Source organism: Mycobacterium sp. SMC-15 (genome assembly GCF_045310925.1).
Taxonomy (GTDB): Bacteria; Actinomycetota; Actinomycetes; order Mycobacteriales; family Mycobacteriaceae; genus Mycobacterium.
Window position 1 is genome coordinate 327,454 of sequence record NZ_JBJIAJ010000003.1, and the last position, 26,584, is coordinate 354,037.

Consider the following 26,584-nt stretch of genomic DNA (forward strand, 5'->3'; position numbering starts at 1 on the left):
TTCAGATGCGGTAGTCGGCCAGCAGGCGCTTGCTGATGATCTGTTTCTGGATCTCGCTGGTTCCCTCGCCGATCAGCAGGAACGGCGCATCGCGCATCAGGCGCTCGATCTCGTACTCCTTGGAGTAGCCGTAGCCGCCGTGGATCCGGAAGCTCTGCTGGGTGACCTCGTTGCAGTACTCGCTGGCCAGGTACTTCGCCATGCCCGCGGCGAGGTCGTTGCGCTCGCCGGAGTCCTTCAGGCGGGCCGCGTTGACGACCATCAGGTGTGCGGCTTCCACCTTGGTGGCCATCTCGGCAAGGCCGAACGCGACGGCCTGGTGCTCGGCGATCGGCTTGCCGAAGGTGCTGCGCTGCTGGGCGTATCGGGCGGCGAGTTCGAAGGCGCGGATGCCCACCCCGCAGGCGCGTGCCGCGACGTTGACCCGGCCGACCTCGATACCGTCCATCATCTGATAGAAGCCGCGACCGGTCGTGCCGCCCAGGATGTCGGCGGAACTGGCGCGGTAGTCGTCGAAGATCATCTCGGTGGTGTCGATACCTTTATATCCGAGCTTGTCGAGCTTGCCGGGGATGGTCAGACCCGGGACGACTTCACCGAATCCGGTGGGCTTTTCGACCAGGAACGCGGTCATGTTGCGGTGCGGGGTGTCTGCCCCTTCATCGGTGTGGACCAATACCGCCACCAGGCTCGACGTGGCTCCGTTGGTCAGCCACATCTTCTGGCCGTTGATCAGGTAGTCACCGTCTCCGGTGGGTGTGGCCCGGGTGCGGATGGCGGCGACGTCGGAGCCGAGCTCGGGTTCGGACATGGAAAACGCCCCGCGCACATCGCCGGTCGCCATCGCCGGCAGGTAGCGCTGCTTCTGCTCGTCGGTGCCGTGCTGGCGCAGCATGTAGGCGACGATGAAGTGGGTGTTGATCACCCCGGAGATGCTCATCCAGCCGCGCGCGAGCTCCTCGACGCACAGCGCGTAGGTCAGCAGGGACTCGCCCAGCCCGCCGTAGGCCTCCGGAATCATCAGGCCGAACAGGCCCAACTGCCGCATGCCGTCCACGATCTGTTGCGGGTAGGCGTCGGCCCGTTCGTATTCGGCGGCCTGCGGTATGACCTCTTTGTCGACGAACGCCCTTACCGCCGCGATGATCTCGGTCTGGCTCTCGGTCAGCCCCAGCGTCTGGCACAGCTTGGTCATTACGCCACCCTCTCGAACACGGCGGCCAAGCCCTGGCCACCTCCGATGCACATGGTTTCCAGTCCGTAGCGCTCCTGGCGGCGGTGCAGCTCGCGCGCCAACGTCGCCAGCATCCGTCCGCCGGTCGCACCGACGGGGTGCCCCAGTGAGATTCCCGACCCATGCACGTTGGTCCGGTCGCGGTCGGCGACACCGAAACGCCACTCCGCCATGACCGCCAGCGCCTGAGCGGCGAACGCCTCATTGAGCTCGATCAGGTCGATGTCGGCGAGCGTGAGCCCGGCCTTGTCCAGAGCGACATCGGTGGCCGGTACCGGGCCGATGCCCATCACGTTGGGCTTGACCCCGGCCAGGCCCCAGGAGACCAGCCGCACCAGCGGGGTCAGGCCCAGCTGCTCGGCCTTGTCCCGGGTGGTCACCACACACATCGAGGCCGCGTCGTTCTGACCGCTGGAATTGCCGGCGGTGACGGTGGCGTCCGGATCGCTTTTGCCCAGAACCGGTTTGAGTTTGGCCAGCGACTCCAGCGAGGTGTCGGCGCGGGGATGTTCGTCGGTGTCGATCCGCTGCTCGCCGGCGCGGGAACGCACCGTGACGCCGATGATCTCGTCGGCGAGCACACCGCTGCGCTGGGCCGCCACCGCGCGCTGATGCGAGGTGACCGCCAGTTCGTCCTGCTCGGCGCGGGAGATCTGGTACTGGCGGCGCAGGTTCTCCGCGGTCTCCAACATGCCGCCGGGCACCGGGTGGTACTGCCCACCGGCGGTGGTCCGGCCGCGTGCCAGCCCGTCGTGCACCCGCACCCCGTTCCGGGCCCCGCCCCAGCGCATGTCGGTGGAATAGAAGGCCACGTTGCTCATGCTCTCCGCGCCGCCGGCGATCACCACCTGGTGCGCGCCACTGCCGACCTGCAGGCAGGCTTGGATCACCGCCTGCAATCCCGATCCGCACCGCCGGTCGACCTGCATACCCGGAACCGTCACCGGCAGGCCGGAATCCAGCGCGACCACCCGGCCGATCGCCGGCGCCTCACTACTGGGATAACAGTGCCCCAGCACCACGTCGTCGATGACATCGGCGGGCAGGCCGGTGCGCTCCAACAGTCCGGTCAGCGCGGCAACGCCGAGCTCGACTGCGGTCAGCGACGCGAACATCCCGCCGTAGCGGCCGATGGGGGTACGAACCGGTTCGCAGATCACCGCCTCGCGCAGCGTCATAGGTGGCGACCGCCGGTCACCTCGAGCACGGTGCCCGTCATATAAGAGGACAAGTCGGACGCCAGGAACAGCGCGACCGTCGCGACCTCATCGGGCTCCCCGGCCCGGCCCATCGGCACCTCGGCGACCTTCGAATCCCAGATCCGCTGCGGCATGGCCTCGGTCATCGCAGAGCGGATCAGCCCGGGCTGGATCGCGTTGACGCGGACACCGAGGTACGCCAGCTCCTTGCTGGCGGCCTTGGTCATGCCGACGATGCCGGCCTTGGCGGCCGAATAGTTGGTCTGGCCAACCATGCCGACCTTGCCCGATATAGAGGACATGTTCACGATCGCACCGCGCTTGCGTTCGCGCATGATCGCCGCGGCCGCGCGCAGACCGTTCCAGGTTCCCTTCAGGTGGACCGCGATCACCTGGTCGAAATCGTCTTCGGTCATCTTGCGCATGGTGGCGTCACGGGTGATGCCGGCGTTGTTCACCATGATGTCCAGGCCGCCGAACCGCTCGACTGCGAGCGCCACCAGTGCCTCGACGTCGGCGGCGTCCGTGACGTCGGTGCGCACCGCCACCGCCGCGTCGGCGCCCAGCCGCGCCGCCGCCGCCTCGGTCGCCTCCAGGTTCAGATCGCCCAGCACCACCCGGGCGCCCTCGGCGACGAAGCGTTGCGCGATCGCGAAGCCCAGCCCCTGCGCTCCGCCGGTGATCACCGCCGTCTGCCCATTGAGTAATGCCACGCCGAAACCGTCCTCTACATGTCGTGATGTCGTGCCCACCCGTGGTCCGGTACATCATATTTCATATATGATTTGTCGGCCAGTGCCGAAAGGGGCCTTGCCATGACGAGCGCATCCGTCTCATCCGTTGACGACGACGTCTTCGCCGACATCCTGTCCCAGACCCGCCGGTTTGTCCGGACGATGGTCCTCCCGCGCGAACAGGAGATCCTCGACACCGATCGGGTGCCCGACGACCTGCGACAAGCCGCCAAGGACCTGGGCCTGTTCGGCTACGCGATCCCCCAGGAATGGGGTGGGCTCGGCCTGAATCTGGCCCAGGACGTCGAACTGGCCATGGAACTGGGCTACACCTGCCCGTCGGTCCGGTCGATGTTCGGCACCAACAACGGCATCGCCGGCCAGGTGCTGGTGGGGTTCGGCACCGATGAACAGAAGGAGCGCTGGCTGGAGCCCATCGCCTCCGGCGCGGTCGCGTCCTTCGCCCTCACCGAGCCCGGAGCGGGCTCCAATCCCGCGGGGCTGCGCACCAAGGCCGTCCGCGACGGCTCGGGAGAGGACGAGGCCTGGGTGCTGGACGGCCAGAAGCGCTTCATCACCAATGCCCCGCTGGCCGATCTGTTCGTGGTCTTCGCCCGCACCCGGCCCGCCGACGAGCGCGGCGCCGGGATCGCGGTGTTTCTGGTGCCTGCCGATACCGCCGGAGTCGAAGTCGGCGCCAAGGACGCCAAGATGGGCCAAGAAGGCGCCTGGACGGCCGATGTCACCTTCACCGGCGTCCGACTGCCCGCCGCCGCACTGGTCGGGGGCAGTGAGGACATCGGCTACCGGGCGGCGATGACGTCCCTGGCCCGCGGCCGCATCCACATCGCCGCGCTGGCGGTGGGAGCCGCGCAGCGCGCATTGGACGAATCGGTGAACTACGCCGCCACCGCCACCCAAGGCGGCAGCATCATCGGTGACTTCCAGCTGGTTCAGGCGATGCTGGCCGACCAGCAGACCGGGGTGCTGGCCGGCCAGGCACTGGTCCGCGATGCCGCCCGCAAGTGGGTCAGCAACGAGGATCGGCGGATTGCGCCGTCGGTGGCCAAGGTCTTCTGCACCGAGATGGCCGGCAAGGTCGCCGACTTGGCGGTGCAGATCCACGGCGGCAGCGGCTACATCCGTGGCGTGCCGGTTGAGCGCATCTACCGGGACGTACGCCTGCTGCGGCTCTACGAGGGCACCAGCGAGATCCAGCGGCTGATCATTGGATCGAATCTGATCAAGAACGCGAAGCGCTCACTGTAAGCAGCATCACTTTGGGCCTGAGAGAACGACACGCCACCTGCGTCGCTTTTTTCGCTGATACCCGCGGTAATGGATACCTGCGGCGTACCCATTGATCAGGCAATTTCATCCTAATAATGCGAATTTGTGACCTTTGCGATCACTCTCAACAAACACATACGGGTCATCTACCAGCACTTTCGTAAATTGACGGGCCCGCTCGGTGGATTTTCACCGCTCTACCTGCCGTTTTCCGTTCCGGCGTTGCGTTTGACAACATGAATGCCAAACGTGATGGGCACCACAGATTTTGGTAAGTCCAGTTATCCATGGTTAATGTGCTCGGTCATGTTTGGTCTAGAAGCTCTGATGGCGCTCATCCAGCAGGTTTCCGGCACCCCGTACATCGTCGGTGGGAACACTCCTGCCGGTACGGATTGCTCGGGTTTGGCCTCGTGGGTGTCCAACGTCGCCAGCGGCCGTCCGGCCTTCAGCGGCCGGTTCCACACCGCTAACGAGGAGTCGGCGCTGCTGGCCCGCGGCTTCCGGTATGGCACCGCCCCCAACGCTCTGGTGGTGGGTTGGAACAGCCACCACACCGCGGTGACCCTGCCGGACGGCACGCCGGTCGCCAGCGGTGAGCCCGGCGGCGTGAAGATCGGTGGCGGCGGCGCCTACCAGTCGCAGTTCACCCACCACATGTACCTGCCCATGGACGAGGCGCCGGCACCGGACGCACCGGTGGTCGAATTCGCCGCCATGGTGGAGCCGGCCCCGGAGCCCGCCGCAGAGCCGATGGCCGAGCCCATGGCCTTCGAGCCGGCCGCGCCGCCGCTGGAGGCCCCGCCTTTTGAGGCACCCCCGGCCGAGGCCCCCATCGAGGCGCCGATGGACATGCCGCCCGGCGAGGCGCCCCCGATGGATGCCCTGCCGCTCGACGACGCTCCGGCCGAGCCCGCCCCGGAGCCCGGCGACCGCGAGGCACCGGCCCCGGCTTAGTCCCGTCCGTCCCCGTGCGGTGCCGGCGACGGCGCCTTGCGGCGTCGCGCCAGCAGCCACGCCAATGCGTCCGCCTCCCCCTCGGCGATCATCTCCAGGTTCGCGAAGGCCGTGCGCAGCTCACCGGGCGCGGCCCGGAACCGTCCCGTGGTGCTGCCGACCTGGCTCAGCGCGGTGATCGCCAGCAGTCCCCCCGGGGCCAGGCGCTGGATCATCGGTGCGTCGAGCCGCCGGTCGCGAAACCGGGCGCTGTAGACCACGTCGGCGGGCGGCCCGTCGGGCAGGCCGTCATCGAGATCGACGGCGTCGAATCGGCACCGGTCGCCGACGCCGCTGTGCTGGGCGAACGCCCGCGCCTGTTCGATAGCGACCGGCGAGACGTCGAACCCGGCCACCTGCAGGCCGCGCTGGGCCAGCCAGACCGCCGCCGCACCCTGACCGCAGGCGATGTCAAGCGCGTGGCCCGCGGTCGGAAACACGTCCGCGAACGGCGCGAACACCGCGGCCGGCCCGATCGAGCCCGGTAGCGAACGGCCGGCATATTTCGCATCCCAGCGGGTGCGGTCCTCGACGCTCATCGGAATGGACGATACTGCGATGGTGAAGTTACGCCCCTCGATCGCACTGTTGCTGTTCGTCGTTGGTGGAGCTGCCGGTCTGATCGGTGACCACTCGCACGTGATCACCGGGACCACCGAATACCTGCCGGGATCGCACGTGGTGCCGTTCATCTGGAGCAGCCCGCTGTATTTCCCGATCCTGGTGGGGTCCGCGACCGTCTTCCTGGCGGAACTGCGACTGCATCTCCCCTCGCCGCGGACCGCGGTCACGGTGCGTCAGGGGGTGGCTGGCCTGGCCGCGGTCCTGGGCAGCTACGTCGTCACCGCGATGTTGCATGCCTCGCCGGTGGTTCCCCTCACGACGTTGATCTGTGCGTTCGCCGCCATCACGTTCTGCGCCTTGGGTGATCGTCCGGCGATAGTCTGCGGTGCGCTGGTCGCGGTCGTCGGTCCGGTGGTCGAGATCGGGATCGCCGAAGCCGGACACTTCCGCTATGTCCCCGGCTCGGACGGGTTGTTCGGTGTGGCGCCGTGGCTGGTTCCGCTGTATTTCGCATTCGGGGTCGTCGCCGCGCTCTTCGCTGAGATCGCCACCGGCGTCAGGCGGTCGGCAGACTAGGGCAACCTGAGGACGGACGCGATGGCACCGGTCACGCTCGGCGGCTACCCGGCGAAACAGTGTGCCCGCGTCACCCATAACGAGTTCGCCCCCGGAGTTCCCGAAGCCGCACCGCCGCGCCCGGATCTGGAGTCGCTGCGCACTGCCGGAATCGCCTTCGAGGAACGGGTTCTCGACGAGCTGCGGTCACGCTACGGCGACTCGGAGCGCCTGTTGTTCCTCGACGCCGACACCAGCCGGGCTGAACGCCAGCGGCGCACGGTGGCCGCGATGCAGGCCGGAGTCGAGGTGATCGCCGGCGGGCACCTGCCGGATATCAACGGCCGCAGGGGCCTTCCCGACGTGTTGATCAAACACCGGGACGGCTACCTTCCCGTCGACATCAAGAACCACCGCACCGTGATCGCCGGAAAGCGCTCGGAGGTGCAGATTTCGACACTGTGGGAGCCCGATCGGCGGGTGACCCTTCCCGGCTACAGCGATCACGGCGCACGCTGGCGTGACGATGTCATGCAGCTGGCGCACTACACCCGGATGTTGCAGGAGTTGGGTTTTCACTGTGGCGTGAGCAGCGGCGGCATCATCGGCAGCTCCGACCTCGCCGCCCTTCTCGGCGAGAGCCTCGGTATCACCTGGTATGACCTGGATGCCGAGAACATCGTCACGTATTCGGCCAGCGAACCGACACACCGCAGAGCGCGCTCGGCCCTGCAGCGCTACGACCATGAGTTCGCCTTCCGTCTCGACGTCGCGGCGGCCGCGGCGGCCGGGCGAGAGCTGGTGCGGCCCTACCGCATCAGTGACTGCGCCACCTGCGCGTGGTTCGACTACTGCGCGGCGGTGGCCGGCGACGACGATGCGTCGTTCGCGATCGAGGCCGGCCACCTCACCATCCGGGAGTGGCAGTACCTGTATCGACACTGCGGCGACGGTGCGACGTTGAGCGTCGCTCAGTTGGCCGCTGTCGATGTGGAGGCACACCTTCAGGCGTTTCGCATGCAGTCCGTCGGCACCAAGATGCCGCAAGATCGGCTCACCAACGCGGTTCGACGGGCCCGGATGAGTTGCACCGGAATTGATTTCGAGGAACACGAGCTCGGGCTGCCGATTGTTCCGTGCGCCGATATCGAGGTCGACTTCGACATCGAGTGGGATGATCAGGGCCGGATCTATCAGTGGGGTCTGCGTATTCGCGACGGCCAGGACGACACCACGGCCCGCTATCAACCCGTGGTCTCGTTCGATCCCCTCGACGAGGCCGGCGAAGCCGAACTCGCCGCCGAGTTCGCCTCCCGGATGCGGCAGTTACGCAGCGACGCCGCGCGGGAGGGCAAGTCTCTGCAGGTGTTCCATTGGCACCACCCCGAGATCAGCAGCACACGCAGGTTCGCCGAGGTGGAGAAGGCGCTCGACGGTCTCACCTATGACCTGCGCAAGTGGTTCGACGCGACGTTCTTCGCCCGTACCTCGTCGTCGATCAAGCAGGTTGCCGGCTTCTTCGGCTTCGGCTGGGACGTCGACGACCCCGGGGGCCTGGCCTCCCAGGGCGCCATCGAAACGGCCCGGGGCAACGGTCCGCAGGCCGATGCCGCCCGGCAATGGTGCCTGAGCTACAACGAATGTGACGTCGCGGCGCAGGCCGCGATCCGTGACGGGTTGCGCGCGTACGGCCGCTGAACCGGCTCAGCCCTGGGTCTTGGCCGTCGGGCAGATGTTGGTGCGGGCCGAGTCGACCACCTCGCCGGCGGTGGGCTTGGCGATCTGCAGGTAGACGGAGACCTGCTCGACGATGAGGCTGGTCGGATGCTTCGGGAACTCCAGGCAGGCGGTTCGTCCGGCGGCCAGGCGGCGGGCCTCCGTGCCGGGCGGGAACTTCCCGCGGATGGCGTTGAGGTAGGCCATCTCGGCCCGACTGGGGTACGTCGACTGCTGCTGGGTGCACAGCAGGATGTCGGGGCTGTTGCCGCAGTAATCGGGATCACGAGGATTGAGCGGGTCAGCCTGAGCGGATGACGCAGCACCGATCAGCCCGGCCAGCACACCTGCGGCCAGGGTCGCCGCGAGTGCGGTTGATTTCACGTCCACGCCTTTCTTCTCGCCGCTGACGCTAGCAGCAATACCAGGCCACTCGGAGTGACTTGCCGGGTCTGGCCTGCACCGGCGCAGCCCCTTCCCCCGCGCCCGCCGTAGCATTGCCGGTATGAGTTGGGCAGCCCGGTTCACCGCACCCATGACCGTCGCCGGTGTCGCGATGGGAGTTCTGGTCGGGGCCGCACCGGCGCACGCCGACGACGCCAGCTTCATGAAGTACCTCAATACCCACGGCTACACCGCCCGCTACGCGAATGACGAGCCGATCTCGGAGTCCAGCGTGCGCGCACTCGGGCACATGATCTGCGAGAACCTGCATGTGGGCCGGACCGTCGAGATCCAGCAGCCGCACTACTCGGCGTGGCCGCAGTTCCCACTGATCGCCGACGCGGCACGCCAGGAGCTGTGCCCAGGCGGGTAATTCGGTGCGGCGAGGCCGCGCAGCAGCCTGGCCCGCCGGCCGATCGGCGGCGACTCGGTACCCGCCACGGAGCGCCGGTCCGGCGGCTTCCAAGGTCAAGTAACTAAAGTGCTCGGGATGGACGGACGAAAGATCGCCAGGATCTGCGGTCGCAGCCTGGCCATTCTGACGTCGCTGGCGGTGTCGGCCGCCCTCATCCACGCCCAGAGCAGCCACGATGCGGTGCCCAAGCCCACCCAGACCGCCGAAGCGGCGCCGTCGGCCCCGCCACACACGCCGCCCACCGGAGGGATCCGCGTCGCCAACCCCGCGGAGGCCGCGGCTCTGGCAGCGAGCGTGCCGATGCCCACCGAAGGCCAGCAATTCACCTTCCCGCTGCCCGCCGGGGTGGCGCAGGAGAACGGACTGCAGGTCAAGACCATTTGGGCGGCCCGCACCATCGGCGTGCTGTTTCAGGAGATCAAGACCATCTACGGGTATCGCCAGGATCCGTTGAAGTGGCACCCCGACGGGTTGGCCATCGACGTGATGATCCCGGATTACCACAGCGAAGCCGGGATCCTGCTCGGCGACCAGATCGCCGGCTATGCACTGGCCAATGCCCAACGGTGGGGCGTCAACCACGTGATCTGGCGCCAGAAGATCTACCCGGGCGTCGGCGGCGGCAACTGGACCTCGGACTACGGCAACGAAACCGCCAACCACTACGACCACGTCCACATCGCCACCGACGGCGGCGGCTACCCCTCCGGGCAGGAGACCTACTTCATCACCTCGATGACCCCACCGCCGAAGGATTGAGCGGTGATCCTCGCGTTCACCCAGAGCACGTCCGGATTTGGTTGGCACCTGATCTGTGATCATTCGTCCTCGTCGGACGGATGCCCGGCTCCCATTCGCCTGGCTGGTCAACGAAGATGCGGGCGGATCAGTCGGATCATCGCGCGGTAGAGTGCGCGGGGTTCGGGTGCCGGCGGCAGGGGGGGAACCTCTGCGCCGGGGGCGGCGAAGGAACGCAGCATGTAGCCGACCAAGCGCCTCCAGGCCTCAGGCGCGGCGTCACCGGTGGCGGCGATCACTCCGGCGTTGGCCATGAACAGGACGACTAGGTCCCCGTCGGTGAAGTCGTTGCGTAGCTTGCCGCCGGCCTGCGCGCGGCCGATGAGCTCGAGGAAACCGTTGTACGCTTCGGCGCGGCGTGCTTCTAGCGGCGCGGCGGTCGGGAAGGTCATGGTGAGGACGTCGGCGAACCCGCGGTCGGCGGCCTGCATCGCGCACACCGCCTGGACGTAGCCGGCGAAGCCCTGCCACGGATCCGGTTCCGCCAGCGCGATGGTGACTGCCGCGGCGTAAGCATCCATTCGATCGGCGAACACCGCAGCGATCAGGTCCTCTCGGGTGGCGAAGCGCCGCGACAACGTCGCCTTGCCCACGCCAGCTTCCCGGGCGACCGAGGCCATGGACACACCCAGGCCCTCCCGGGCAAACAGGTGGCGCGCGGCGGCCACGATGCGCTCGCGATTGCGCTCGGCATCCACCCGCAACTCCGATGCGGTGCCGTCAGCGATCCGGTCGGGCTCCGGCGCGGGAAGATCCGTGTCCATCACGCCACTGTACCCAAGTGGAACAGCCTGCCCATTTGCGCTGCTATACTCCTTGCTGAATGCGGGAAGCGCGTTCCATTTCTGCGTTGCCGCTGCTCTGACCTGCGATGTCTCTGCGCTTGATCCGGAGCGGCCGGCCTCTTCGAAGGAGTTCGGGCGGTGAATGTTGCACTGTGGATCGCGGCCTGGGTGCTGGCCGCGATGTTCGCGATGGCCGGGCTCATGAAGGCCACCCAGCCCAAGGACCGGCTCGCCGAGAAACTGCCGTGGGCCGCCGGCTTCTCCGCGAACACGGTGCGCTTCATCGGGGTCATTGAGCTGCTCGGTGCGCTGGGTTTGATCCTGCCCGCGTGGACCGGGATCGCCCCGATCCTGACCCCGCTGGCCGCGGTCGGGCTGGCACTGGTGATGGTGCTCGCCGCGATCACCCACGCCCGCCGCAAGGAGCCGTCGGCGATTCTGTTCAATCTGATCCTGCTCGCCGCCGCCGTTTTCGTGGCGTGGGGACGCTTCGGCGCTCACGGCAGTTGACCGACCCGGGAAAGAAGAACCCATGAATGTCACCGTCTTCGGCGCTACCGGCGCCATCGGTTCCCTGACCGTCGACGAACTCCTCGACCGCGGCCATAGCGTCACCGCCTACGCGCGCAACCCAGCGAAGATCCCCACCAGCTGGGGTAAGAAGGTGCGCGTGGTGATTGGCGAGATGTCCGACGCCGCCGCCATCGACAACGCCATCGCAAGCGCCGACGCCGTCGTCAGCGCCCTCGGTCCGGCCATGGACCGCAAAGCCACCGGCCTGCCGCTCGTCGACGGCACCCGGCACATCCTCGACGCGATGAAACGCCACGGTGTCACCCGCTACATCGGCCACGGCACCCCCAGCCTTCTCGACCCGCGCGAAGAGCCCACCTGGCAAACCCGGCTCATCGGGTTCATGGGGCGCCACGCTCTGCCACGCGCCTACCAGGAACTACTCGGCATGAGCCGGATGATCATCAACAGCGGAGTGAACTGGACCATCGTTCGCTTCACCGCCCCGAGGAACACCCCTAAGACCGGAGAGCTGCGGGTTGGCTTCTACGGAACCGACCGGATCGGATTCACCGTCAGCCGCGCTGACATCGCCGCCTTCACCGCGGCACAGGTCAACGACGACACCTACCTCAACGCCGCGCCCGCCATCAGCAACTGACCGTTGCGTGGCGCGACGACGGTAGCAACGCGTCGGACGGCGGTGGGCGTTTCAGCGGCGGATCATCATGCCAGAAGCGCGTGCCATCACTGTGCGGGAAGGAGCGAGTTTGGCCGCGAGGCGCATCGCTTTGTTGCCGACGCCGGGGATGCAGGCGGGTTTGCCGGCCATCATTGCCTTGTATCCCGCTTGTGCGACTGGGGCGGGTTCCATGTACATGTACCGTAGCCAGCGCTCGTTGGTGATGCCGGCGGCGCGGAAGAAGTTGGTTCGAGTGGGACCGGGCGCGAGATGGGTGCAGGTCACCCCGGTTCCCTTGAGGTCCTGCGCGAGGCACTCCGAGAAGCTCACCACAAACGCCTTGGAGGCCGCGTAGCCGCATTCCAGGCCATGCGGCACAACGTATCCCGACACGGAACTGACATTGAGGATGCGACCCGCCCCGCGGCCGACCATCTCCTGCGCATATGCGCAGGCCAGGTTGGCAAGGGTCATCACGTTGACCTGGAGCATGCGGGTCAGATCGGCCGGGTCGTACCGTTGCAGCGGTATGCCGACGATGCCGAATGCGGCGTTGTTCACCAGGAAATCGACGACGCCGCCGTCGGTGCCCTGGTGTACCCGTGCGCGAAGCTCAGCGGCCGCATCCGGGGTAGCGAGATCCATCGAAATCGGTTCGACGGCAATGGAATAACGTTGCCGTAGCTCCTGCGCCAGTGTGTTGAGGAGGTCGGCGCTGCGAGGCGAGGAGGTGATCGCCAGGTCGATGCCATCGGCAGCAAAGAGGTGGCAGAACTGTTCACCGATGCCGGATGAAGCGCCGGTGATGAGCGCCCACGGCACTAGACGCCCCTCCTGGGCGCCCCGGACGATGCTGCGATGCGCGCTTTCATTTCAGCTCCTCGCTGAGGGACGTTGGAGCGGTCCGGATGGCGCTGCGGACACATCAACGCGAGACTCAGTCTCATTATGCACGGCGGCTCGCCCGCGGCCGACCCTGCTTCGCACCCCGACACATGCCGAGGCGCCGCGCCAATCGGAGTCGGCGATACCCAGCGCATCGAACGCGTGTTCTAATACCCAGGACTGCCCGCTGCCGCGGGAGACGAGGAGAAGGAGTTCACCGCGACCATGACCGCACCGACATTCGCAATGGAAACCCCGTCCGCAACCGATGACGCCGCCAGCGTGGAATCGGCCGCGGAGAGCACGCCGACGCCCGACGCTCACGTTGCGACCACAGACGCAACCGCTCCGGCCAAGAAGACGGCCGGCAAGAAGGCCAAGACTTTCGAGTTGACCCTTAGTGTGTCCGGCACCGCCGACGGTGAGTGGCGCGCCGAGATCAAGCAGGGCAGTAGCTATCTGGTGCGCAACCTCGCCGTCGCGGCCGCCGCGGTGTCACGCGCCGCCAAGGAACTCCACGAGGACCTGTTCGCGCCGATCGAGGCGCTGATGGATGAGGCGCGTTCCCAGCATGCCGCGCGGGTGGCCGCACTCGAAGCCGAGCTCGAAGCCGCGCGGAAAGCCTTGGCAGACTTGGACTGATGTCGGGGTCACCGACGCGCGAGCCAACCCAAGAACTCCGCCACGGTGAACACCGGTTTGCCGTAGTCCTGAGCCTTGCGGGCCTTTCCGGACTGCGTGCCCGCTTCGGCGATCACCAGCACCTCACATCGCGTCTTGGTCACCGAACGCACCGGCGCCAGTCCGGCCGAGGCAGCCAACCGCTCCACCTCGTCGCGATAGAGCACGCGGCCTTGGCCATCGACCGCGGTTCCGGTGAAGCAGATGCGGGCGCCGGGAACCAGCACCGCGTCGATGTTGTCGGCCATCGACTGCGTCTGAGCCAGCCCGGCTGCCAGGTCGCCGGCGCCCAGCGCATTCAGTGCGTCGTGCAGGCGCGCCGACACCTCATCCGGTAGCCGGGTGCGGGTGGCGGCGAGCAGCAGTTGGTCGGCGGCGGCCTGGCACGCCGCCTGCTCCCAATTGTTCTGCCCCGCCAGCGATGCCGGGCCGACGGGTGTGGCGCCCAGCAGGACCGCTCCGAGGCTTCGGCTGATCCGCAACAGCGCGGACAGCGCCGGAAGGTGTTCTGCCGTCGGGGTTGCGGCGTCGGGATCGCGGCTGATCAAAAGTCCCGAGAGCGCGACGGTGTCGTCGGGGTCTTCGAACGGCGACGAGCCGGACTCCAGGTCGACGGTATCGAGGCGCTCAAGCGCCGACCGGGCCCGCCGCAGCGCCGTGTCGCCGGCGATACTTGGGCCCCGCAGTTCGATGCCGAGCGGCATCGGAACCACCTGTCCCAGTCGCTTGAGTTCGAAGTCGATCAGCCCCAGCGTCTCGTCGACCTTTACGCCCACCGGCGTGCACCCGGCCAGCATCGGCGCGATCACCGCCCAGGCCTCCCGCAGCGTCGGCGCCAGCAGCACGTCGGCCACCCCGATCCGATACGCCTGGCGGGCGTCGGCCAGATCCCGCTGCGGGTTGATCAGCGTCGACACAGCGGTGCCGTCGTCGAACGCGACCGCCAGTTCCACCGGGCGCGGCCGCGACATCCGCCCCTCATCCCCCACCGTGAGCAGACCGATCGCGCAGTAACGGCGCGCCCGGTCACCGTCGACCGAGGTGCGCAGGAACCGGGCAATCCGGCGATCCACCTTCAGGTCTTTCGGCAGCACAGGGCGTTTCAGCACGAGCCCGGCCAACGAGGTGCAACGGCTCAACGCCACATACAGCTGGCCGGTGGAGAACATGCCGCCGGACAGATCCACCACCAGCCGCTCGAGGGTCTGGCCTTGGCTCTTGTGGATGGTGATCGCCCAGGCCAGTTTGAACGGCAGCTGGGTGAAGGTGCCGACAACGTCGCGGCGCAAGGATCCGCCCTCGACCACGGGACGAGTGGCCTCCCAGGTGAAGGGGGCGACTTCGGCGATGCCACCGTCGGGAAACTCGATTTCGACCACCGCGCCGTGGCGGTCATAGCCCACACCCACCACGCGGCCGATCGAACCGTTCACCCAGCGCTCGGCCTGATCGTTGTTGAGCATCATCACCTGGGCGCCGACCTTGAAGCGCAACTCGTCGTCCAGCGGCTTGTCGAACAGGGACAGGTCGCCGGATTCGGTGGCGCGGTGCACCATCTCCTCGCCCGGCAACCGATCCAGCTGTTGGCGGTTGCGGGCGGTGACCAGCCTGTTGGTCGGCGCCAACGTCAACCAGAGTTCGCCGTCCGGCGGCACGAAGTCGGCGTCCACCCGGGCGTCCAGGTGCGCCCTCGCATGACCGAGCAGCACGCCTTCACGAATCTCGTTGAGAATCGCGGTCATCCGGTCATCGCCGAGCTGGCGGAATACCGTTGTCAACGAGACGCTGGGGAAATCCGCCCGTTGGAAGGTGTGCGCCGAGAAGAAGTACGGGGTGTCATAGGTCGTCGAGAAATAGTGTTGCTCGCCTTCGGTGACCACGGGCGGCAGCTGGTAGAGGTCACCGACCAGCACCACCTGGACGCCGCCGAACGCGGTTCCAGGCTCCGGGCCGAACCGCTGCAGCGCTCCCGCGATCATGTCGAACACGTCGGCGCGCACCATCGACGCCTCGTCGATGATCAGCGTCTGCAGCTTGGCCAGTGTCTTGGTGAAGCGCCCGGGCCGGTAGTCGCCGCCGGTGACATCGGACAGCGTTGTGGTGGGCCGGAATCCGAACAGGCGGTGGATGGTGTGGCCGTCGACGTTGAGTGCGGCGATCCCGGTCGGCGCGACCACCACGACGTTGCGATCGGTATTAGCCATGAAGTGACGGATGAGCGTCGACTTGCCCGTACCGGCCTTACCGGTCAGGAAGAGGTTTCGCCCTGCCGCCAGTAGCCCCAACGCGGCACGGAACTCCTCGGTCAGCACGACGGTATCGCTGGCTGCCACCACTGATGGCACCCTACTGGTGAGCGGGGTGCCGCGAACCGGCGAGGGCGTCACCTGCCCAGCACGGAGACGATCTTCTTGGCGGTCGACTTGGCCGATCCCGGATTCTGACCGGTGACCAGTCGTCCGTCGACGACGACGTGCGAGGCGAACGGAATCAGGCCCTTGCCGTAGTGGGCGCCACGCTTCTTCATCTCCGCTTCGGCGTTGTAGGGCACCAGCTTGTTGACGCGGGCCAGCACCTCCTCCGACCAGGCGAATCCGGTGAGCTTGCGTCCGGCGACCAACAGCGATCCATCGGAGAGCGTGGTGTTGAGCAGGCCGCAGTAGCCGTGGCAGACCGAGGACACCACTCCCCCGTTTTCGAAGATCTCGCGTGTGATGCGTTGTAGTCCTTCGCTGTTCGGGAAGTCGTACATGACGGCATGCCCGCCGGTGAAGTAGATGGCGTCATAGTCCGCCGAATTGATCTCGTCCGGTGCGGCGGTTCCGGCCAGCAGCGCCATCTTCGTATTGTCGGCCTTCCACGCCTTGGCGCTCTTGTCGAAGTTGGGGAACTTCAGCGAACGCGGTTCCAGCGGCGATTGCCCGCCTTTCGGGCTGACGATCGTCTGTCGATAGCCCGCATCGGCGAAGACCTGATAGGCGTGGGTCAGCTCGGAGAGCCACAATCCGGTCGGCTCGGCCGGGTCGTCGTACTGGGCGACGTTGGAGACGACGTTGAGGATGCGCTTGGTCATCTCCCCAGGATTCTCCTGGCACTCCGGCAGCGCCAGCGAACTGGCCAGATCCTGCGATTGGGTTCTACTGTGACCAGATGGGAGCGATCTCGTCGAAAACCCAGCAACCGAATTCCCAACACCTCGCCGCGTTCCTGATCTCGCTGGTGCTCGTCATCATCGTTGCGGCCCTCGGGGGGCTCGCCTCGGCAGACGCTGCCGCCGACTACGGACGGCTCGCCCAACCGAGTTGGGCGCCACCGAGCTACCTGTTCGGTCCGGTGTGGAGTGCTCTTTATCTGTTGATGGCGGTCGCGGCCTGGCTCGTCTGGCGCGCGGATCCTCGCTGGACAAATCCCGCGATCATCGCCTACGGCGTACAGCTGCTGCTGAATCTGCTGTGGTCGCCACTGTTTTTCGGGCTGGGCTGGCGCGGTCTGGCCCTGGTCGACATCCTGCTTCTGGACGTCGCCGCGGCGGTCACCATCGCGGCCTTCTGGAAGGTCCAGCGCGGGGCGGCGTGGATGATGCTGCCGTATTTCGGATGGATCCTGTTCGCGACCGCGCTGAACTTCTCGGTGTGGTCGCTGAACAGCTAAAACGTGCGGAACCTTGGCCGGACCGCTTGTATAACGCTACTCGCCGTAGTGTAATTGCGGGATGAATCGCACCGCACCGCTGGTCACCGACCCGTCGAGCGCAGCTGACACCGACATCCAACTGAACGAACTCGGCTATTACGCCGTCACCCGACACCCTGCGGATGCTCGCGTGGTGCTGCCCGAAGCCCGGGAGGCCGACGCGCTCGGTCTGGGTTCGTGCCACATCGGAGAACGCTTCACCGTCAAAGACCCGGCGGTGCTCAGCGGCGCCGTTGCGGGCTGCAGCTCCAGTCTGGGGATCGCCCCGTCGACCAACCACCACACCCGCCACCCCACGGTGACGGCGACCGTGGGATCGACCATGCACGCCCTGACCGAGGGACGCTTCGCCATGGCATTCGGCCGCGGCATGGGCGGGTACTGGCCGGCCATCGGCCTGCCGACGGTGACCGCGGCTCGGCTGCGTGACTTCTTTTCCATCCTGCGCCGGCTCTGGGCCGGCGAGACGATCTTCAATCACGACGGGCCGGCGGGAAAGTGGCCGATGCTGCGCCACGCCAATGGCTTGGGCGAGGGGCCACCGATCGGCTTGGTCGCCGTCGGCCCCAAGACGATGGAACTGGCCGGTGAGATCGCCGATTTCGTTGTGCTACACACCTTCTTCTCCGACCAGGCGACCGCGGCATCGGTCGCGGCGGTGCGGCGCGGCGCCGAACGCGCGGGCCGTGATCCCGACAGCATCCGTATCTGGGCGTGCCTGGCGACGGTGTGCGACTCGCTGTCACAGGACGATCAACTGCGCCGCGGGGTCGGCCGGCTAGCGACCTACTTGCAGGCCTATCCCGATGTGCTGGTCTCCGCCAATGGCTGGGACCTGCAGGTGTGGGAGCGAATCCGGCAGTCCGAGCTGTTCACCGATGCCGCGACCGCCGGGCCCATCGACGCCAGCGCCTCGTACGAGACGCTGCAGCGCATCGCCGAGCTGATTCCCGCCGAATGGTTGGCGGCAGCGGCAGCCGGATCGGCCCGCGACTGCGCGAGCACCATCGCCCGGCAGTTCGATCTGGGCGTGCACTCGGTGATCATGCACGGGGCCAGCCCCCACGAGCTCGCGCCGGTCGTGCAGGCCTACCGGGCCAACCGGCCGACACTGCACCGGGCCGTCACGGCGAACCCGGGCAGATTCGCCTGAGCCCGAGGCACTTCAGCCCGGGTCAGTCGACTTTCGGGCAGTAGAAGTGCGGGTCGTTGCGGTAGTCCACCGGCGGGAGGTTACGCGCCGGGGTCTGCACCAGGGGCGCGTCCACCGGAAGGCGGCCCGAGGCGCGATCCAACGCCGAACGCTTGCGCGGATGCATCAACGCGCGCTTGGGGCCGTACTTGGAGACGAAGGTGATGGCCTTGCAGACATACCCGTGCACCCGCTCCTGGCGCGCAGACCAGGTGTAGCCCATGAGTTCACGCACCGGCGGGTCATAGAGGGCCACGGTCATGAACGTCAGGAAGCGCTGGCCGACCTTGAGGTTTAGCGCCCACAGCCAGTCCGGAATCCACTCCAGTGACGGGTGTTTGGGCATGGTCGACAGGTCCATGACCTCACGGGCCGCCCAGTTGTTCTCCAGGACGTTGTTGCACATGTGATCCCAGTACTCTTGGAACTCTTCCCAGGACTTGGGCACCGGGCGCATGCTCATGCCGTACATCCGGTACCACTGCACGTGCTCGTCGAAGAGTTGCCGCTTGTCGGCCTCGGTCAGCCCGCCGGCGAACTTCTCGGCGGCCAGCAGGGTCGACTTGAAGAAGGTCGCGTGCGCCCAGTAGAAGACGTCAGGGTTCAGCGCGCTGTAGCGGCGCCCCTGCTCATCGACGCCCTTGATGCCGATGTGGTAGTCGCGCACCTCGGCGCCGGTCTGCGGTGCGCGATAGCCGTCGAACACCACGCCGCCGATCGGGTAGATCGACCGCATCAGGCGCGGGATGCGCTCGATGAAGAAGATCGAGTGGTCTTTGACTGCCGCACCGAGTTGCGGGTGCATGTTCTGCATGGAGCCGGCCCAGGTCCCCTGGAACAGACCGGTCCATTGGCCGAAGTACTTCCAGGTCAGCGAGTCGGGACCCAGCGGAATCGGGGGTGCGTCGTAGCCGCCGTTGCTCACGGGACATCCGGCAGCTATCGGCGTCTCGTCGGCCGCGGGGCAGGTTTCCGACATGTCTTGAGTCACGAGTGCGCACTCCCAGTCATCGTTGACCACTTCTGACAACATGCGTTATCAGTATTGAAGTCTAAGGGGACACCGGGCTCGGGTCAATGAGGGGGCCGCTCGGGTCGGCCTGAATCCGTGGCGGTGGGGGCGACCGGGATGCCAGAATTCTCATCGGTGCGCACACGGCAGCAGCGCGAGTCGGGGGATCGTGATTCACGCCAAGGCGCGATGACTGCCGCGGATGGAGACACCAATGACGACTGTCGACCTGCCCCTGTCGGTTTCCCGGGGAGCGAGCACCACGCATAACAGTCAGTGCACGCTGTGTGAGGCACACTGCGGCATTCAGATCACGGTGACCGACGGCAAAGTCAGTCGCATCCAGGGCAACTCCGAGGACGTGTTCTCGCACGGCTACATCTGCCCCAAGTCGACCGCGATGGGCGGGCTGCATGACGACCCGGACCGGCTGCGTACGCCGATGCGGCGGGTCGGCAAAGCCTTTGAACCCGTGAGCTGGGAACAAGCCCTTTCCGACATCGGGACGCGATTGCGCCGGGTCCGCAAAGAGCACGGCAAAGAGGCTGTCGGGATGTACCTGGGCAACCCTGCTGCGCACAGTTCCGCGGCGATCTACGGCCTGCTGCTTCGCGCGGCCCTGATGACTCCCAATTTCTTCTCCGCGTCGAGCATCGATCAGATGCCGCACGAGTTCGCGGCCTGGAAGGTGTTCGGCTCCAACGTGCTGATCCCGATCACCGACATCGACCGGACCCAGCGCCTGGTGATCCTCGGCGCCAATCCCGCAGTGTCCAACGGGTCACTATCGGTCATGCCCGGGGCCAAACGACGGATCAAAGCCGTGCGTGACCGCGGCGGGACCGTCGTCGTGATCGACCCGCGCCGTACCGAGACGGCAAAGCTGGCGGACGCCCATGTCGCGGTGCGCCCCGGTGGCGACCTCTATCTCCTGCTGGGCATGCTGCATGTCCTGATCAACGAAAACCTCTGCGACACAGCGGCGATTGCCCGCCAGTCGGTGGGTCTTCCGGAGCTGCGCCACCTGGTCGCTAACGCCAGCCCCGAGGCCGTCGCCGCACGCGCCGGTGTCGATGCCGAGACCATCTACACCCTGGCGCGTGACCATGCCGCGGCGGAGTCGGCAGCCATCTACTGCCGGATCGGCATCTGCCACCAGGAGACCGGGACGCTGGTGAGTTGGCTGGTCATGGTCATCAACGCCGTCACCGGCAACCTGGACCGAGCCGGCGGCACCATGTTCTCCACGCCGGCGGCCGACGTGCCACGTGTGGCGAAGTACATCCCGGCCGGCTACGGAGCGTGGACCGACCGCTCTGGGCATTACAAGTCCTTCCGCGGTGAGCTTCCCGCGGTCGTCATGGCCGACGAAATTCTCACCGCCGGCGAGGGCCAGATCAAGGCGATGATCACCTGCGCCGGCAACCCGGTGTCCTCGATCCCGCAGAAGGGCCGCCTGGACCAGGCCATGGCTTCGCTGGATCTGTATGTGGCCATAGACATGTACGTCACCGAAACCAGCCGGCATGCCGATTACGTCTTGCCGCCGGCCTCACCGCTGGAGCGTGAGGATGTCGGGCTGCTGCTTCCGGTCTTCAGTGTGCGCAACAACATTCGCTACCAACATCGAACCTTCGAACCACCGGCGGGCACCAAAGACGACTGGGAGATCCTCAGCCTGCTGATGCTGGAGCTGCTGCCGGCCCCGCTGCGCAAGGTGATCGCACCGGTGCGCGAACGACTGGTCTCCGCGATCAATCCGCTGCGCATGGCCGCCATCTCCCTGGCGACTGGACCCTATGGCTGGATCCGTAAAGGCCGCAAGGGCATCACCATGCGACAACTACGAGACAGCGCCGGAGGACTGGACCTCGGGCCACTGCGCCCCCGGCTGCGGGAGGTCATCGGCACCCGTGACCGCAAGGTGCAGCTCGCGCCGGAGGAGTTCATCGCCGCCACAGCCACGTTGCTCGACGGCCCCGCCGGCCCGGCAAGCGCCTACGACCTGCAGCTCATCGGCCGACGCCAGCTACGCAGCAACAACTCCTGGCTGCACAACGTGCCGTCGATGACCAGTGGTTCCAACCAATGCACCGTGCACATGCACCCCGACGACGCCAAGGATCGCGGCCTTGCCGAGGGCGACACGGTTCAGGTCACTTCCGACATCGGAAAGATCGAAGTTCCGCTGCACATCAGCGACGACATGCGGCCCGGCACCGTCTCGGTCCCCCACGGCTGGGGACACCGCAACACCGGCTGGCGCCACGCGGACTCCCTGCCCGGGGCCAACGTGAATGACCTACACGATCCGCAGCGGGTGGACACCTTCACCGGCACCGCTGCCCTCAACAACACCTGGGTTTCCGTTACTGCCACCGCAATTGCGGTCGAGGACGATGCGCTTGGGCGGTAAGGGTTCTCGGGAAGTCAGGCGGACGGCTGTCAGCTGCCGATCGGGACGAAGCCACTGCCGGGCCCGTCACCGGCGTTGACGTCGGCGAGGATCGCGCTGAATTTCGTTAAGTTCGTAAGCGCCGTCGGGGGCCGATACCGGGAGCCAATGATCCAGCCGCCATCGTAGGCCAGGCCCACCAGCCGACCGTCCATGATTACCGGCGCTCCCACATCACCGGTCTCAAATAGCCCAGCCATCGTCGGGCGCGGCCAGTCGGTGAATCTAATATGCCCACAGAGGCCGGGAGTGGCAGGCCCCGACTTGCACACGACCGCATCGAATTCCGGGTCTGGACCTATGCCGTTGATCGCAATGCCGGGCAGAGCGAATGTACGAGAGCGAGACATTCGCGAAGAGACCTTTCGCGGACGAAGAACTGAGAGGGACACTACGCGGCGCCGCGCACTGTCGCCCGTGTCCGAACTGCGAATTCTTCCGAACGATGCGCACCAAGTCGATAGGCTCAATGTCATCGAGCCCATGAAAGTGCCATACGAGCGTGTGCATTCAGGAGACCCGGCTATTGGCATCTGTCGCCATGCCCAAAGCTACGCTGCTGAGGTGTCGATGAGCTACCTCATTAGTACCTAATTGCGGTTTGTCACAGCCGCATGGCATCGTCACTACCCGGCGGTGTCACTGTCGATCTATTCGCAGGCCCACGACGACGATCTACGCACCTGCCGGAGCGTCGTTGTTCGGCTAGCCGAGCGCACACAAAAAAGGATCAACGGAAGCGAACCGATGAACATGAGAACAGCAGTGCTGACCACGCTCACGACCGCGGTCGCCCTGGCCGCGCTGACGCTGCCCACCGCACCCGATGCGACGGCAGTACCCGGCGACCCATCGCCGGGTTGCGTCAACTTCGGGATGTTCAACTCAGCCCTGCTGTGCGACGGGCCGATCCGTGAGGATGGCTCATGGCAGCGGTGCTCGACGTGGGAACAGTCCTACGTCCCCGGCAGCCCCGGCGGCTACGCGCCCGGTGGCCGCAAGTGCGAAGTCGTCACGCCGGAGACATCGACTAACGGCTTCTGGGGTGCACCGCCCGAGAACGTGCATGACCAGTGACACCGAACCGGCCAGGCATGTAGCGACCGATTCCGATATCGCCGCCCCGGACAGCCGGACCGATAGTTCCCGCCCGAGCGCTGGTTCGGGGCACCATTGCGCCGACCCGCCCGGTGTGCGTAGGCGTTAGGCATCTCCGCTTGCTCCGCTGGTGCCGGAGACCCGGAGAAGCAGCGCGGCGTGACCGTCAAACCGGCACTAGCACCCGCCGCTGTCCTCCAACACTTGTCGCCCCAGCCAAGTCCCCTCCTCAGCATGGCATTTTCGGCTTCAGCCGGCGGTCTTCGGAACCCGCTATAGCCCCCATCCGCGCGGCGAATCGCGGACTCGGTGGGGCTACCCCGTTCCGAGGAATCCGCATGTCCCGCGCCGATTCTCATGCTCCGTTTCACGTCTGCGTCGCACGCCGTGAGATCACCGTCGTCGCTGTCCACCGCTGCGCTAGCCGCGATTGCGATCTGCCCGACCGCGGCGCCAGCACTCGCAGCCACTGCCGCTGGCAGGTCGTCTACACCGGGATGACCACCTGTTCCGCGTATGAATCGGTCCGTCGCCCAATTCGAACCTCTCACCCGCACCCCGCCGACACGCGCTGGCGCGCAGCGGTGCAGCGTCCGTCGACGTGATCCGCGCGTGGAATGGCAGGGGCCGGGGCACCAGTCGGGGGCCACGTGCAGCTGCCCTCTTCCCCCCGCAGCAGTGCCCCGTCAACTTCCGATCGGCACGAATCCGCTGCCCGGTCCGTCACCGGCGTTGACGTCCTCCAGGATCGCGTTGAATTTCGTCAAGTACGTAACGTCCAGTGGCGGGTTGTATCTGCCCCGATAGATGAGGTTGCCGCCGTAGACCAGGCCGACCAGACGACCGTCCATCGTTACCGGGGCACCCACATCGCCCACCTCAAATCGGCCAACCATCGGCACGTCCGGCCATCCGTCGCGCCAAACGGAATTGCAGATACCGGGGGTTGCAGGTCCCCACTTGCACACCAGCGAAGCGGCCACCGGGTCTGCACCGATGCCGTTGATCACAGTGCCGGCGTAGTCAGACACCGGGATCAGGTCGGGCACATCGAACTTGATCACCGCGTACCGAAGGTTGTTGTTGACGGCCACCACGGTGCCCACGGTCGTGTCTGTTCCCGCGATCGCCACCACCGCCCCTGGCCCACCGCACTGCGATCCCGTGAAACCCACCACGTCACCGGCCCGGTCACGTCCGATTGTGGTCAGCGTGCAGTAGCTGTTTCCGTCAACGACGATGACGGCCCCACCGCCCAAGATCACCATCGCAGCCGCGGGTGGAGCGGCCGGTAGGCCCGCACCGAAAAGCAGTGCAAGGGCAAGGGTTACCCGCCAACGCGCGAACTGCATTACGCCTCTTCCGTTCGATTCAGCCAGCGTTGCCACGCCCCGGTCTGCCGTCGACCACCGTCGACGGCTAGTCGGGCAGGAGGACTGATTTAGTCAGCTCGACCTTCGGTCAGCCGTTTGGGTTCGGGCCGGATGCGCCGTCGGTGCCCGGTGTTCCTGGTGTTCCGTCAGCACCGCCGTTGCCACCATCGCCACCGGGGTTCTCGAAACTGCCTCCGCCGCTGCCACCGTCGCCGCCGGCGCCGTTGCCGTTGGGGCCGACCTGTCCGCCGTTTCCACCGTTGCCGCCGCTGCCGCCTGCGGTAAGTCCGGCGCCGGCGCCGCCGTTGCCGCCGGCGCCGCCATTTCCTCCGGTGCCGCCGTTGGCGGCTCCGCCGGTACCGCCATTCCCGCCGTTGCCGTGTTTCAGACTGTTGTCGGCTAAGCCTTGAGATCCTAGGCCGCTGCCGCCGTCGCCACCGTCGCCACCGTTGCCGCCTTGGCCCCCTGTGCCGGCTCCGCCACCGCCACCCCCACCACCACCGGCACGGCTGAACGCGCTGTCGCTGTTGCCGGCTCCGCCGTTGCCGCCTGCACCGCCGACACCACCGTCGCTGGCGCCGCCGTTGCCGCCGACACCACCGTTGCCGCCAGCACCGCTGGAACCTAGACCAGTGCCGCCGCCTATGCCGCCTGCACCACCGTGGCTCGCTGACCCGCCATCAGTCCCATCACCACCGTTGCCGCCATTGCCGCCTGCCCCACCGTTCCGGCCTCCGGTCATGGGGCTAGTAATGCCTCCAGCGCCGCCGTTGCCGCCGGCCCCGGCGAGGCTGCCGGCACCGCTGGCATCACCGCCATTGCCACCGTTGCCGCCCGCTCCGCCGTCACGGGGACTGCCCACAGCGCTGCCGACGCCGCCGCTGCCACCGTTCCCGCCATTACCAGCGGTACTGCCGACACCCTGGGCCGCGCCGCCGGTGCCACCGTTACCACCGACACCACCATCACGGCCGCTACCCAGACCGGCGCCGCCGCCGCCAACACCACCGTCGCCACCATTGCCAGCGGTACTGCCGACGCCCTGGGCCGCACCGCCGGTGCCACCGTCGCCGCCGACACCACCATCGCGGCCGCCGCCCAGACCGGCTGCGCCGCCACCTCTACCACCGTTGCCGCCATTGCCAGCGGTGCTGTCATCACCGATAGCGGCACCACCATTGCCCCCGTTGCCGCCGGGGCCGCCGTCACTACTTGCTAGACCGCTGCCGGCGCCGCCGCCATCGCCGCCGTTTCCGCCGTTGCCAGCAATGCTGCCGGCACCGGTGGCGGCACCGCCGTTGCCGCCATTGCCGCCGGGGCCGCCTTCTCGGCCCATCCAAACGCTCGTCTGGCTGCTGTTTCCGCCGTTGCCGCCGGCACCGCCGGTGCCGCCTATTCCGTCGGCACTGCCGCCGTCGCCACCGTTGCCGCCCGAACCGCCAGCATTGCCGGTGGCGTAATAGCCCGGGGTGCGACCGCTGGTACCACCGTTGCCGCCGGCACCACCGGTTCCGCTGTCGCCGACCGAGTTGCCACCACCACCGCCGTTGCCGCCGTCACCGTTGGTGCTGAAAAGGTATCCGGCACTGCCGCCGTTTCCGCCCCTACCGCCGTCTCCCGCGTGCAGCCCGTCTAGGCCGGTCCCACCGTCGCCGCCGGAGCCACCGTTGCCGATCCAGCCACCAGCACCACCCGAGCCACCACCAGCTCCGGCGCCGCCGTCTCCCCCCGCACCGCCATTGCCCAGCCAACCGCCGGCGCCGCCGTCACCGCCGTCCACACCGTCTTCGGTGCTGCTCCAACCGGTTCCACCGTCACCGAAGATCCAGCCGCCAGCGCCGCCGTCGACAGTGGTCTCGGTGCCGTCGACGCCGTTGCAGATCAGGCCGCAGGCACCGCCGAAGGCAAACAACGGGTTGACGAAGTCGTTGACCGTCGAGCCAAATGGGCTGTCGATCCAGTCCTGCATCGCAGCATGCAACGGGAGATAGATGTCGTTCTGGAACCAGTCGGCGAAATCAGTACCGACAGCCGCACCCGCCAGGTCCTCGCCGCTGAACAGCGATGCGAGGTCGAGCGTCGACGCAGAATCCGAACCGTCCCAGTAGCCGGGCTCGAATAGTGTGCCCCATGCGGCCGGGTCCAGCAGGTCGGCGAAGAAGTCCTCGAAGTCGGCATGAGCCGTCGGGGCCAAACCGAAAGCCGCCAACGCCCCTAAGGAAGCCCCCGCAGCAGCCACCCGCCGCGCCGACGCAGATCCATTTCCCTTA

General features: G+C 67.0%; 26 protein-coding genes. 13 read left to right on the forward strand and 13 right to left on the reverse strand.

The genetic code is table 11. The features are described from left to right. Window position 1 precedes the first annotated feature (1 nt). The 3 genes from ACJH71_RS06555 to fabG are packed head-to-tail and all read right to left on the reverse strand — an operon-like array spanning window position 2 to window position 3,146. Entirely contained in the window at window positions 2–1,195 is a 1,194-nt protein-coding gene (locus tag ACJH71_RS06555) for an acyl-CoA dehydrogenase family protein (RefSeq protein ID WP_406757191.1), read from the reverse strand. Continuing rightward, window positions 1,195–2,412: an acetyl-CoA C-acetyltransferase gene (locus tag ACJH71_RS06560; RefSeq protein ID WP_406757192.1), complete on the reverse strand. Its 1,218-nt coding sequence runs from the start codon at window positions 2,410–2,412 to the stop codon at window positions 1,195–1,197. Before ACJH71_RS06560 ends, ACJH71_RS06555 begins: the two co-directional genes overlap by 1 nt. Next, the gene (gene fabG / locus ACJH71_RS06565) at window positions 2,409–3,146 is read right to left on the reverse strand and encodes a 3-oxoacyl-ACP reductase FabG (protein ID WP_406757193.1); all 738 of its coding nucleotides are present in this window, start codon (window positions 3,144–3,146) and stop codon (window positions 2,409–2,411) included. The genes ACJH71_RS06560 and fabG overlap by 4 nt, the downstream gene beginning before the upstream one ends. A gap of 102 nt (window positions 3,147–3,248) precedes the next feature. On the opposite strand from fabG, the gene ACJH71_RS06570 reads away from it, so the two are divergent. Beyond that, window positions 3,249–4,436 carry an acyl-CoA dehydrogenase family protein gene (locus ACJH71_RS06570; RefSeq protein WP_406757194.1) on the forward strand — a complete coding sequence of 396 codons (1,188 nt, stop codon included), beginning with the start codon at window positions 3,249–3,251 and terminating at the stop codon, window positions 4,434–4,436. Between the two features lie 327 nt (window positions 4,437–4,763). Then, on the forward strand, window positions 4,764–5,414 hold the full coding sequence (locus ACJH71_RS06575) for a peptidoglycan endopeptidase (RefSeq protein WP_406757195.1): 651 nt from the start codon (window positions 4,764–4,766) through the stop codon (window positions 5,412–5,414). Here ACJH71_RS06575 and ACJH71_RS06580 read toward each other — a convergent pair. Continuing rightward, entirely contained in the window at window positions 5,411–5,992 is a 582-nt protein-coding gene (locus ACJH71_RS06580) for a class I SAM-dependent methyltransferase (RefSeq protein ID WP_406757196.1), read from the reverse strand. The two genes, ACJH71_RS06575 and ACJH71_RS06580, sit on opposite strands and share 4 nt — an antisense overlap. Window positions 5,993–5,996: 4 nt before the next feature. On the opposite strand from ACJH71_RS06580, the gene ACJH71_RS06585 reads away from it, so the two are divergent. Beyond that, window positions 5,997–6,593, forward strand: a complete 597-nt coding sequence (locus tag ACJH71_RS06585) for a hypothetical protein (RefSeq protein ID WP_406757197.1) — start codon at window positions 5,997–5,999, stop codon at window positions 6,591–6,593. Between the two features lie 21 nt (window positions 6,594–6,614). Beyond that, entirely contained in the window at window positions 6,615–8,270 is a 1,656-nt protein-coding gene (locus ACJH71_RS06590; protein ID WP_406757198.1) for a recombinase RecB, read from the forward strand. Window positions 8,271–8,276: 6 nt separating this feature from the next. Here the strand turns inward: ACJH71_RS06590 and ACJH71_RS06595 are convergent, their stop codons facing one another. Further along, entirely contained in the window at window positions 8,277–8,672 is a 396-nt protein-coding gene (locus ACJH71_RS06595) for a hypothetical protein (protein ID WP_406757199.1), read from the reverse strand. Between the two features lie 121 nt (window positions 8,673–8,793). Here ACJH71_RS06595 and ACJH71_RS06600 point away from each other — a divergent pair, with 121 nt between their 5' ends. Then, on the forward strand, window positions 8,794–9,105 hold the full coding sequence (locus ACJH71_RS06600) for a hypothetical protein (RefSeq protein ID WP_406757200.1): 312 nt from the start codon (window positions 8,794–8,796) through the stop codon (window positions 9,103–9,105). Window positions 9,106–9,222: 117 nt separating this feature from the next. After that, on the forward strand, window positions 9,223–9,906 hold the full coding sequence (locus tag ACJH71_RS06605) for a glycoside hydrolase (RefSeq protein ID WP_406757201.1): 684 nt from the start codon (window positions 9,223–9,225) through the stop codon (window positions 9,904–9,906). 107 nt (window positions 9,907–10,013) lie between these two features. Here ACJH71_RS06605 and ACJH71_RS06610 read toward each other — a convergent pair whose 3' ends face one another. Continuing rightward, window positions 10,014–10,709: a TetR/AcrR family transcriptional regulator gene (locus tag ACJH71_RS06610; RefSeq protein ID WP_406757202.1), complete on the reverse strand. Its 696-nt coding sequence runs from the start codon at window positions 10,707–10,709 to the stop codon at window positions 10,014–10,016. Between the two features lie 159 nt (window positions 10,710–10,868). On the opposite strand from ACJH71_RS06610, the gene ACJH71_RS06615 reads away from it, so the two are divergent. Together ACJH71_RS06615 and ACJH71_RS06620 are read left to right on the forward strand one after the other, a co-directional pair. Continuing rightward, complete coding sequence (locus ACJH71_RS06615) at window positions 10,869–11,240, forward strand: DoxX family protein (protein WP_406757203.1); 372 nt, start codon at window positions 10,869–10,871, stop codon at window positions 11,238–11,240. A 22-nt stretch (window positions 11,241–11,262) separates the two neighbouring features. Continuing rightward, a complete protein-coding gene (locus ACJH71_RS06620) occupies window positions 11,263–11,904 on the forward strand; it encodes an NAD(P)-dependent oxidoreductase (RefSeq protein WP_406757204.1) in 642 nt (213 codons plus the stop codon). A gap of 51 nt (window positions 11,905–11,955) precedes the next feature. Here the strand turns inward: ACJH71_RS06620 and ACJH71_RS06625 are convergent, their stop codons facing one another. Beyond that, window positions 11,956–12,747: an SDR family NAD(P)-dependent oxidoreductase gene (locus tag ACJH71_RS06625; RefSeq protein WP_406757205.1), complete on the reverse strand. Its 792-nt coding sequence runs from the start codon at window positions 12,745–12,747 to the stop codon at window positions 11,956–11,958. Between the two features lie 309 nt (window positions 12,748–13,056). Between ACJH71_RS06625 and ACJH71_RS06630 the strand changes: the two genes are divergently transcribed. Then, window positions 13,057–13,452 carry a DUF6319 family protein gene (locus tag ACJH71_RS06630; protein ID WP_406757277.1) on the forward strand — a complete coding sequence of 132 codons (396 nt, stop codon included), beginning with the start codon at window positions 13,057–13,059 and terminating at the stop codon, window positions 13,450–13,452. Between the two features lie 8 nt (window positions 13,453–13,460). Here the strand turns inward: ACJH71_RS06630 and ACJH71_RS06635 are convergent, their stop codons facing one another. Both ACJH71_RS06635 and ACJH71_RS06640 read right to left on the reverse strand, forming a co-directional pair. Then, window positions 13,461–15,827 (reverse strand): AAA family ATPase, encoded by a 2,367-nt coding sequence (locus tag ACJH71_RS06635; protein WP_406757206.1) that lies wholly within the window; start codon window positions 15,825–15,827, stop codon window positions 13,461–13,463. Window positions 15,828–15,874: 47 nt separating this feature from the next. Then, on the reverse strand, window positions 15,875–16,564 hold the full coding sequence (locus tag ACJH71_RS06640; protein WP_406757207.1) for a type 1 glutamine amidotransferase domain-containing protein: 690 nt from the start codon (window positions 16,562–16,564) through the stop codon (window positions 15,875–15,877). Between the two features lie 77 nt (window positions 16,565–16,641). Between ACJH71_RS06640 and ACJH71_RS06645 the strand changes: the two genes are divergently transcribed. Both ACJH71_RS06645 and ACJH71_RS06650 read left to right on the forward strand, forming a co-directional pair. Then, on the forward strand, window positions 16,642–17,142 hold the full coding sequence (locus tag ACJH71_RS06645) for a TspO/MBR family protein (RefSeq protein ID WP_406757208.1): 501 nt from the start codon (window positions 16,642–16,644) through the stop codon (window positions 17,140–17,142). A gap of 61 nt (window positions 17,143–17,203) precedes the next feature. Next, window positions 17,204–18,337 carry a TIGR03857 family LLM class F420-dependent oxidoreductase gene (locus ACJH71_RS06650; protein ID WP_406757209.1) on the forward strand — a complete coding sequence of 378 codons (1,134 nt, stop codon included), beginning with the start codon at window positions 17,204–17,206 and terminating at the stop codon, window positions 18,335–18,337. A 22-nt stretch (window positions 18,338–18,359) separates the two neighbouring features. Here ACJH71_RS06650 and ACJH71_RS06655 read toward each other — a convergent pair whose 3' ends face one another. Further along, window positions 18,360–19,355: an oxygenase MpaB family protein gene (locus ACJH71_RS06655; RefSeq protein WP_406757278.1), complete on the reverse strand. Its 996-nt coding sequence runs from the start codon at window positions 19,353–19,355 to the stop codon at window positions 18,360–18,362. Between the two features lie 247 nt (window positions 19,356–19,602). On the opposite strand from ACJH71_RS06655, the gene ACJH71_RS06660 reads away from it, so the two are divergent. After that, on the forward strand, window positions 19,603–21,804 hold the full coding sequence (locus ACJH71_RS06660) for a molybdopterin-dependent oxidoreductase (protein ID WP_406757210.1): 2,202 nt from the start codon (window positions 19,603–19,605) through the stop codon (window positions 21,802–21,804). 29 nt (window positions 21,805–21,833) lie between these two features. Here the strand turns inward: ACJH71_RS06660 and ACJH71_RS06665 are convergent, their stop codons facing one another. Continuing rightward, complete coding sequence (locus tag ACJH71_RS06665) at window positions 21,834–21,998, reverse strand: hypothetical protein (RefSeq protein ID WP_406757211.1); 165 nt, start codon at window positions 21,996–21,998, stop codon at window positions 21,834–21,836. A 592-nt stretch (window positions 21,999–22,590) separates the two neighbouring features. On the opposite strand from ACJH71_RS06665, the gene ACJH71_RS06670 reads away from it, so the two are divergent. After that, on the forward strand, window positions 22,591–22,920 hold the full coding sequence (locus tag ACJH71_RS06670) for a hypothetical protein (RefSeq protein WP_406757212.1): 330 nt from the start codon (window positions 22,591–22,593) through the stop codon (window positions 22,918–22,920). 707 nt (window positions 22,921–23,627) lie between these two features. On the opposite strand, the gene ACJH71_RS06675 is transcribed toward ACJH71_RS06670, so the two are convergent. Together ACJH71_RS06675 and ACJH71_RS06680 are read right to left on the reverse strand one after the other, a co-directional pair. Next, window positions 23,628–24,293, reverse strand: a complete 666-nt coding sequence (locus ACJH71_RS06675) for a serine protease (protein ID WP_406757213.1) — start codon at window positions 24,291–24,293, stop codon at window positions 23,628–23,630. 109 nt (window positions 24,294–24,402) lie between these two features. Beyond that, a complete protein-coding gene (locus ACJH71_RS06680) occupies window positions 24,403–26,523 on the reverse strand; it encodes a PGRS repeat-containing protein (protein ID WP_406757214.1) in 2,121 nt (706 codons plus the stop codon). Window positions 26,524–26,584: the final 61 nt, after the last annotated feature.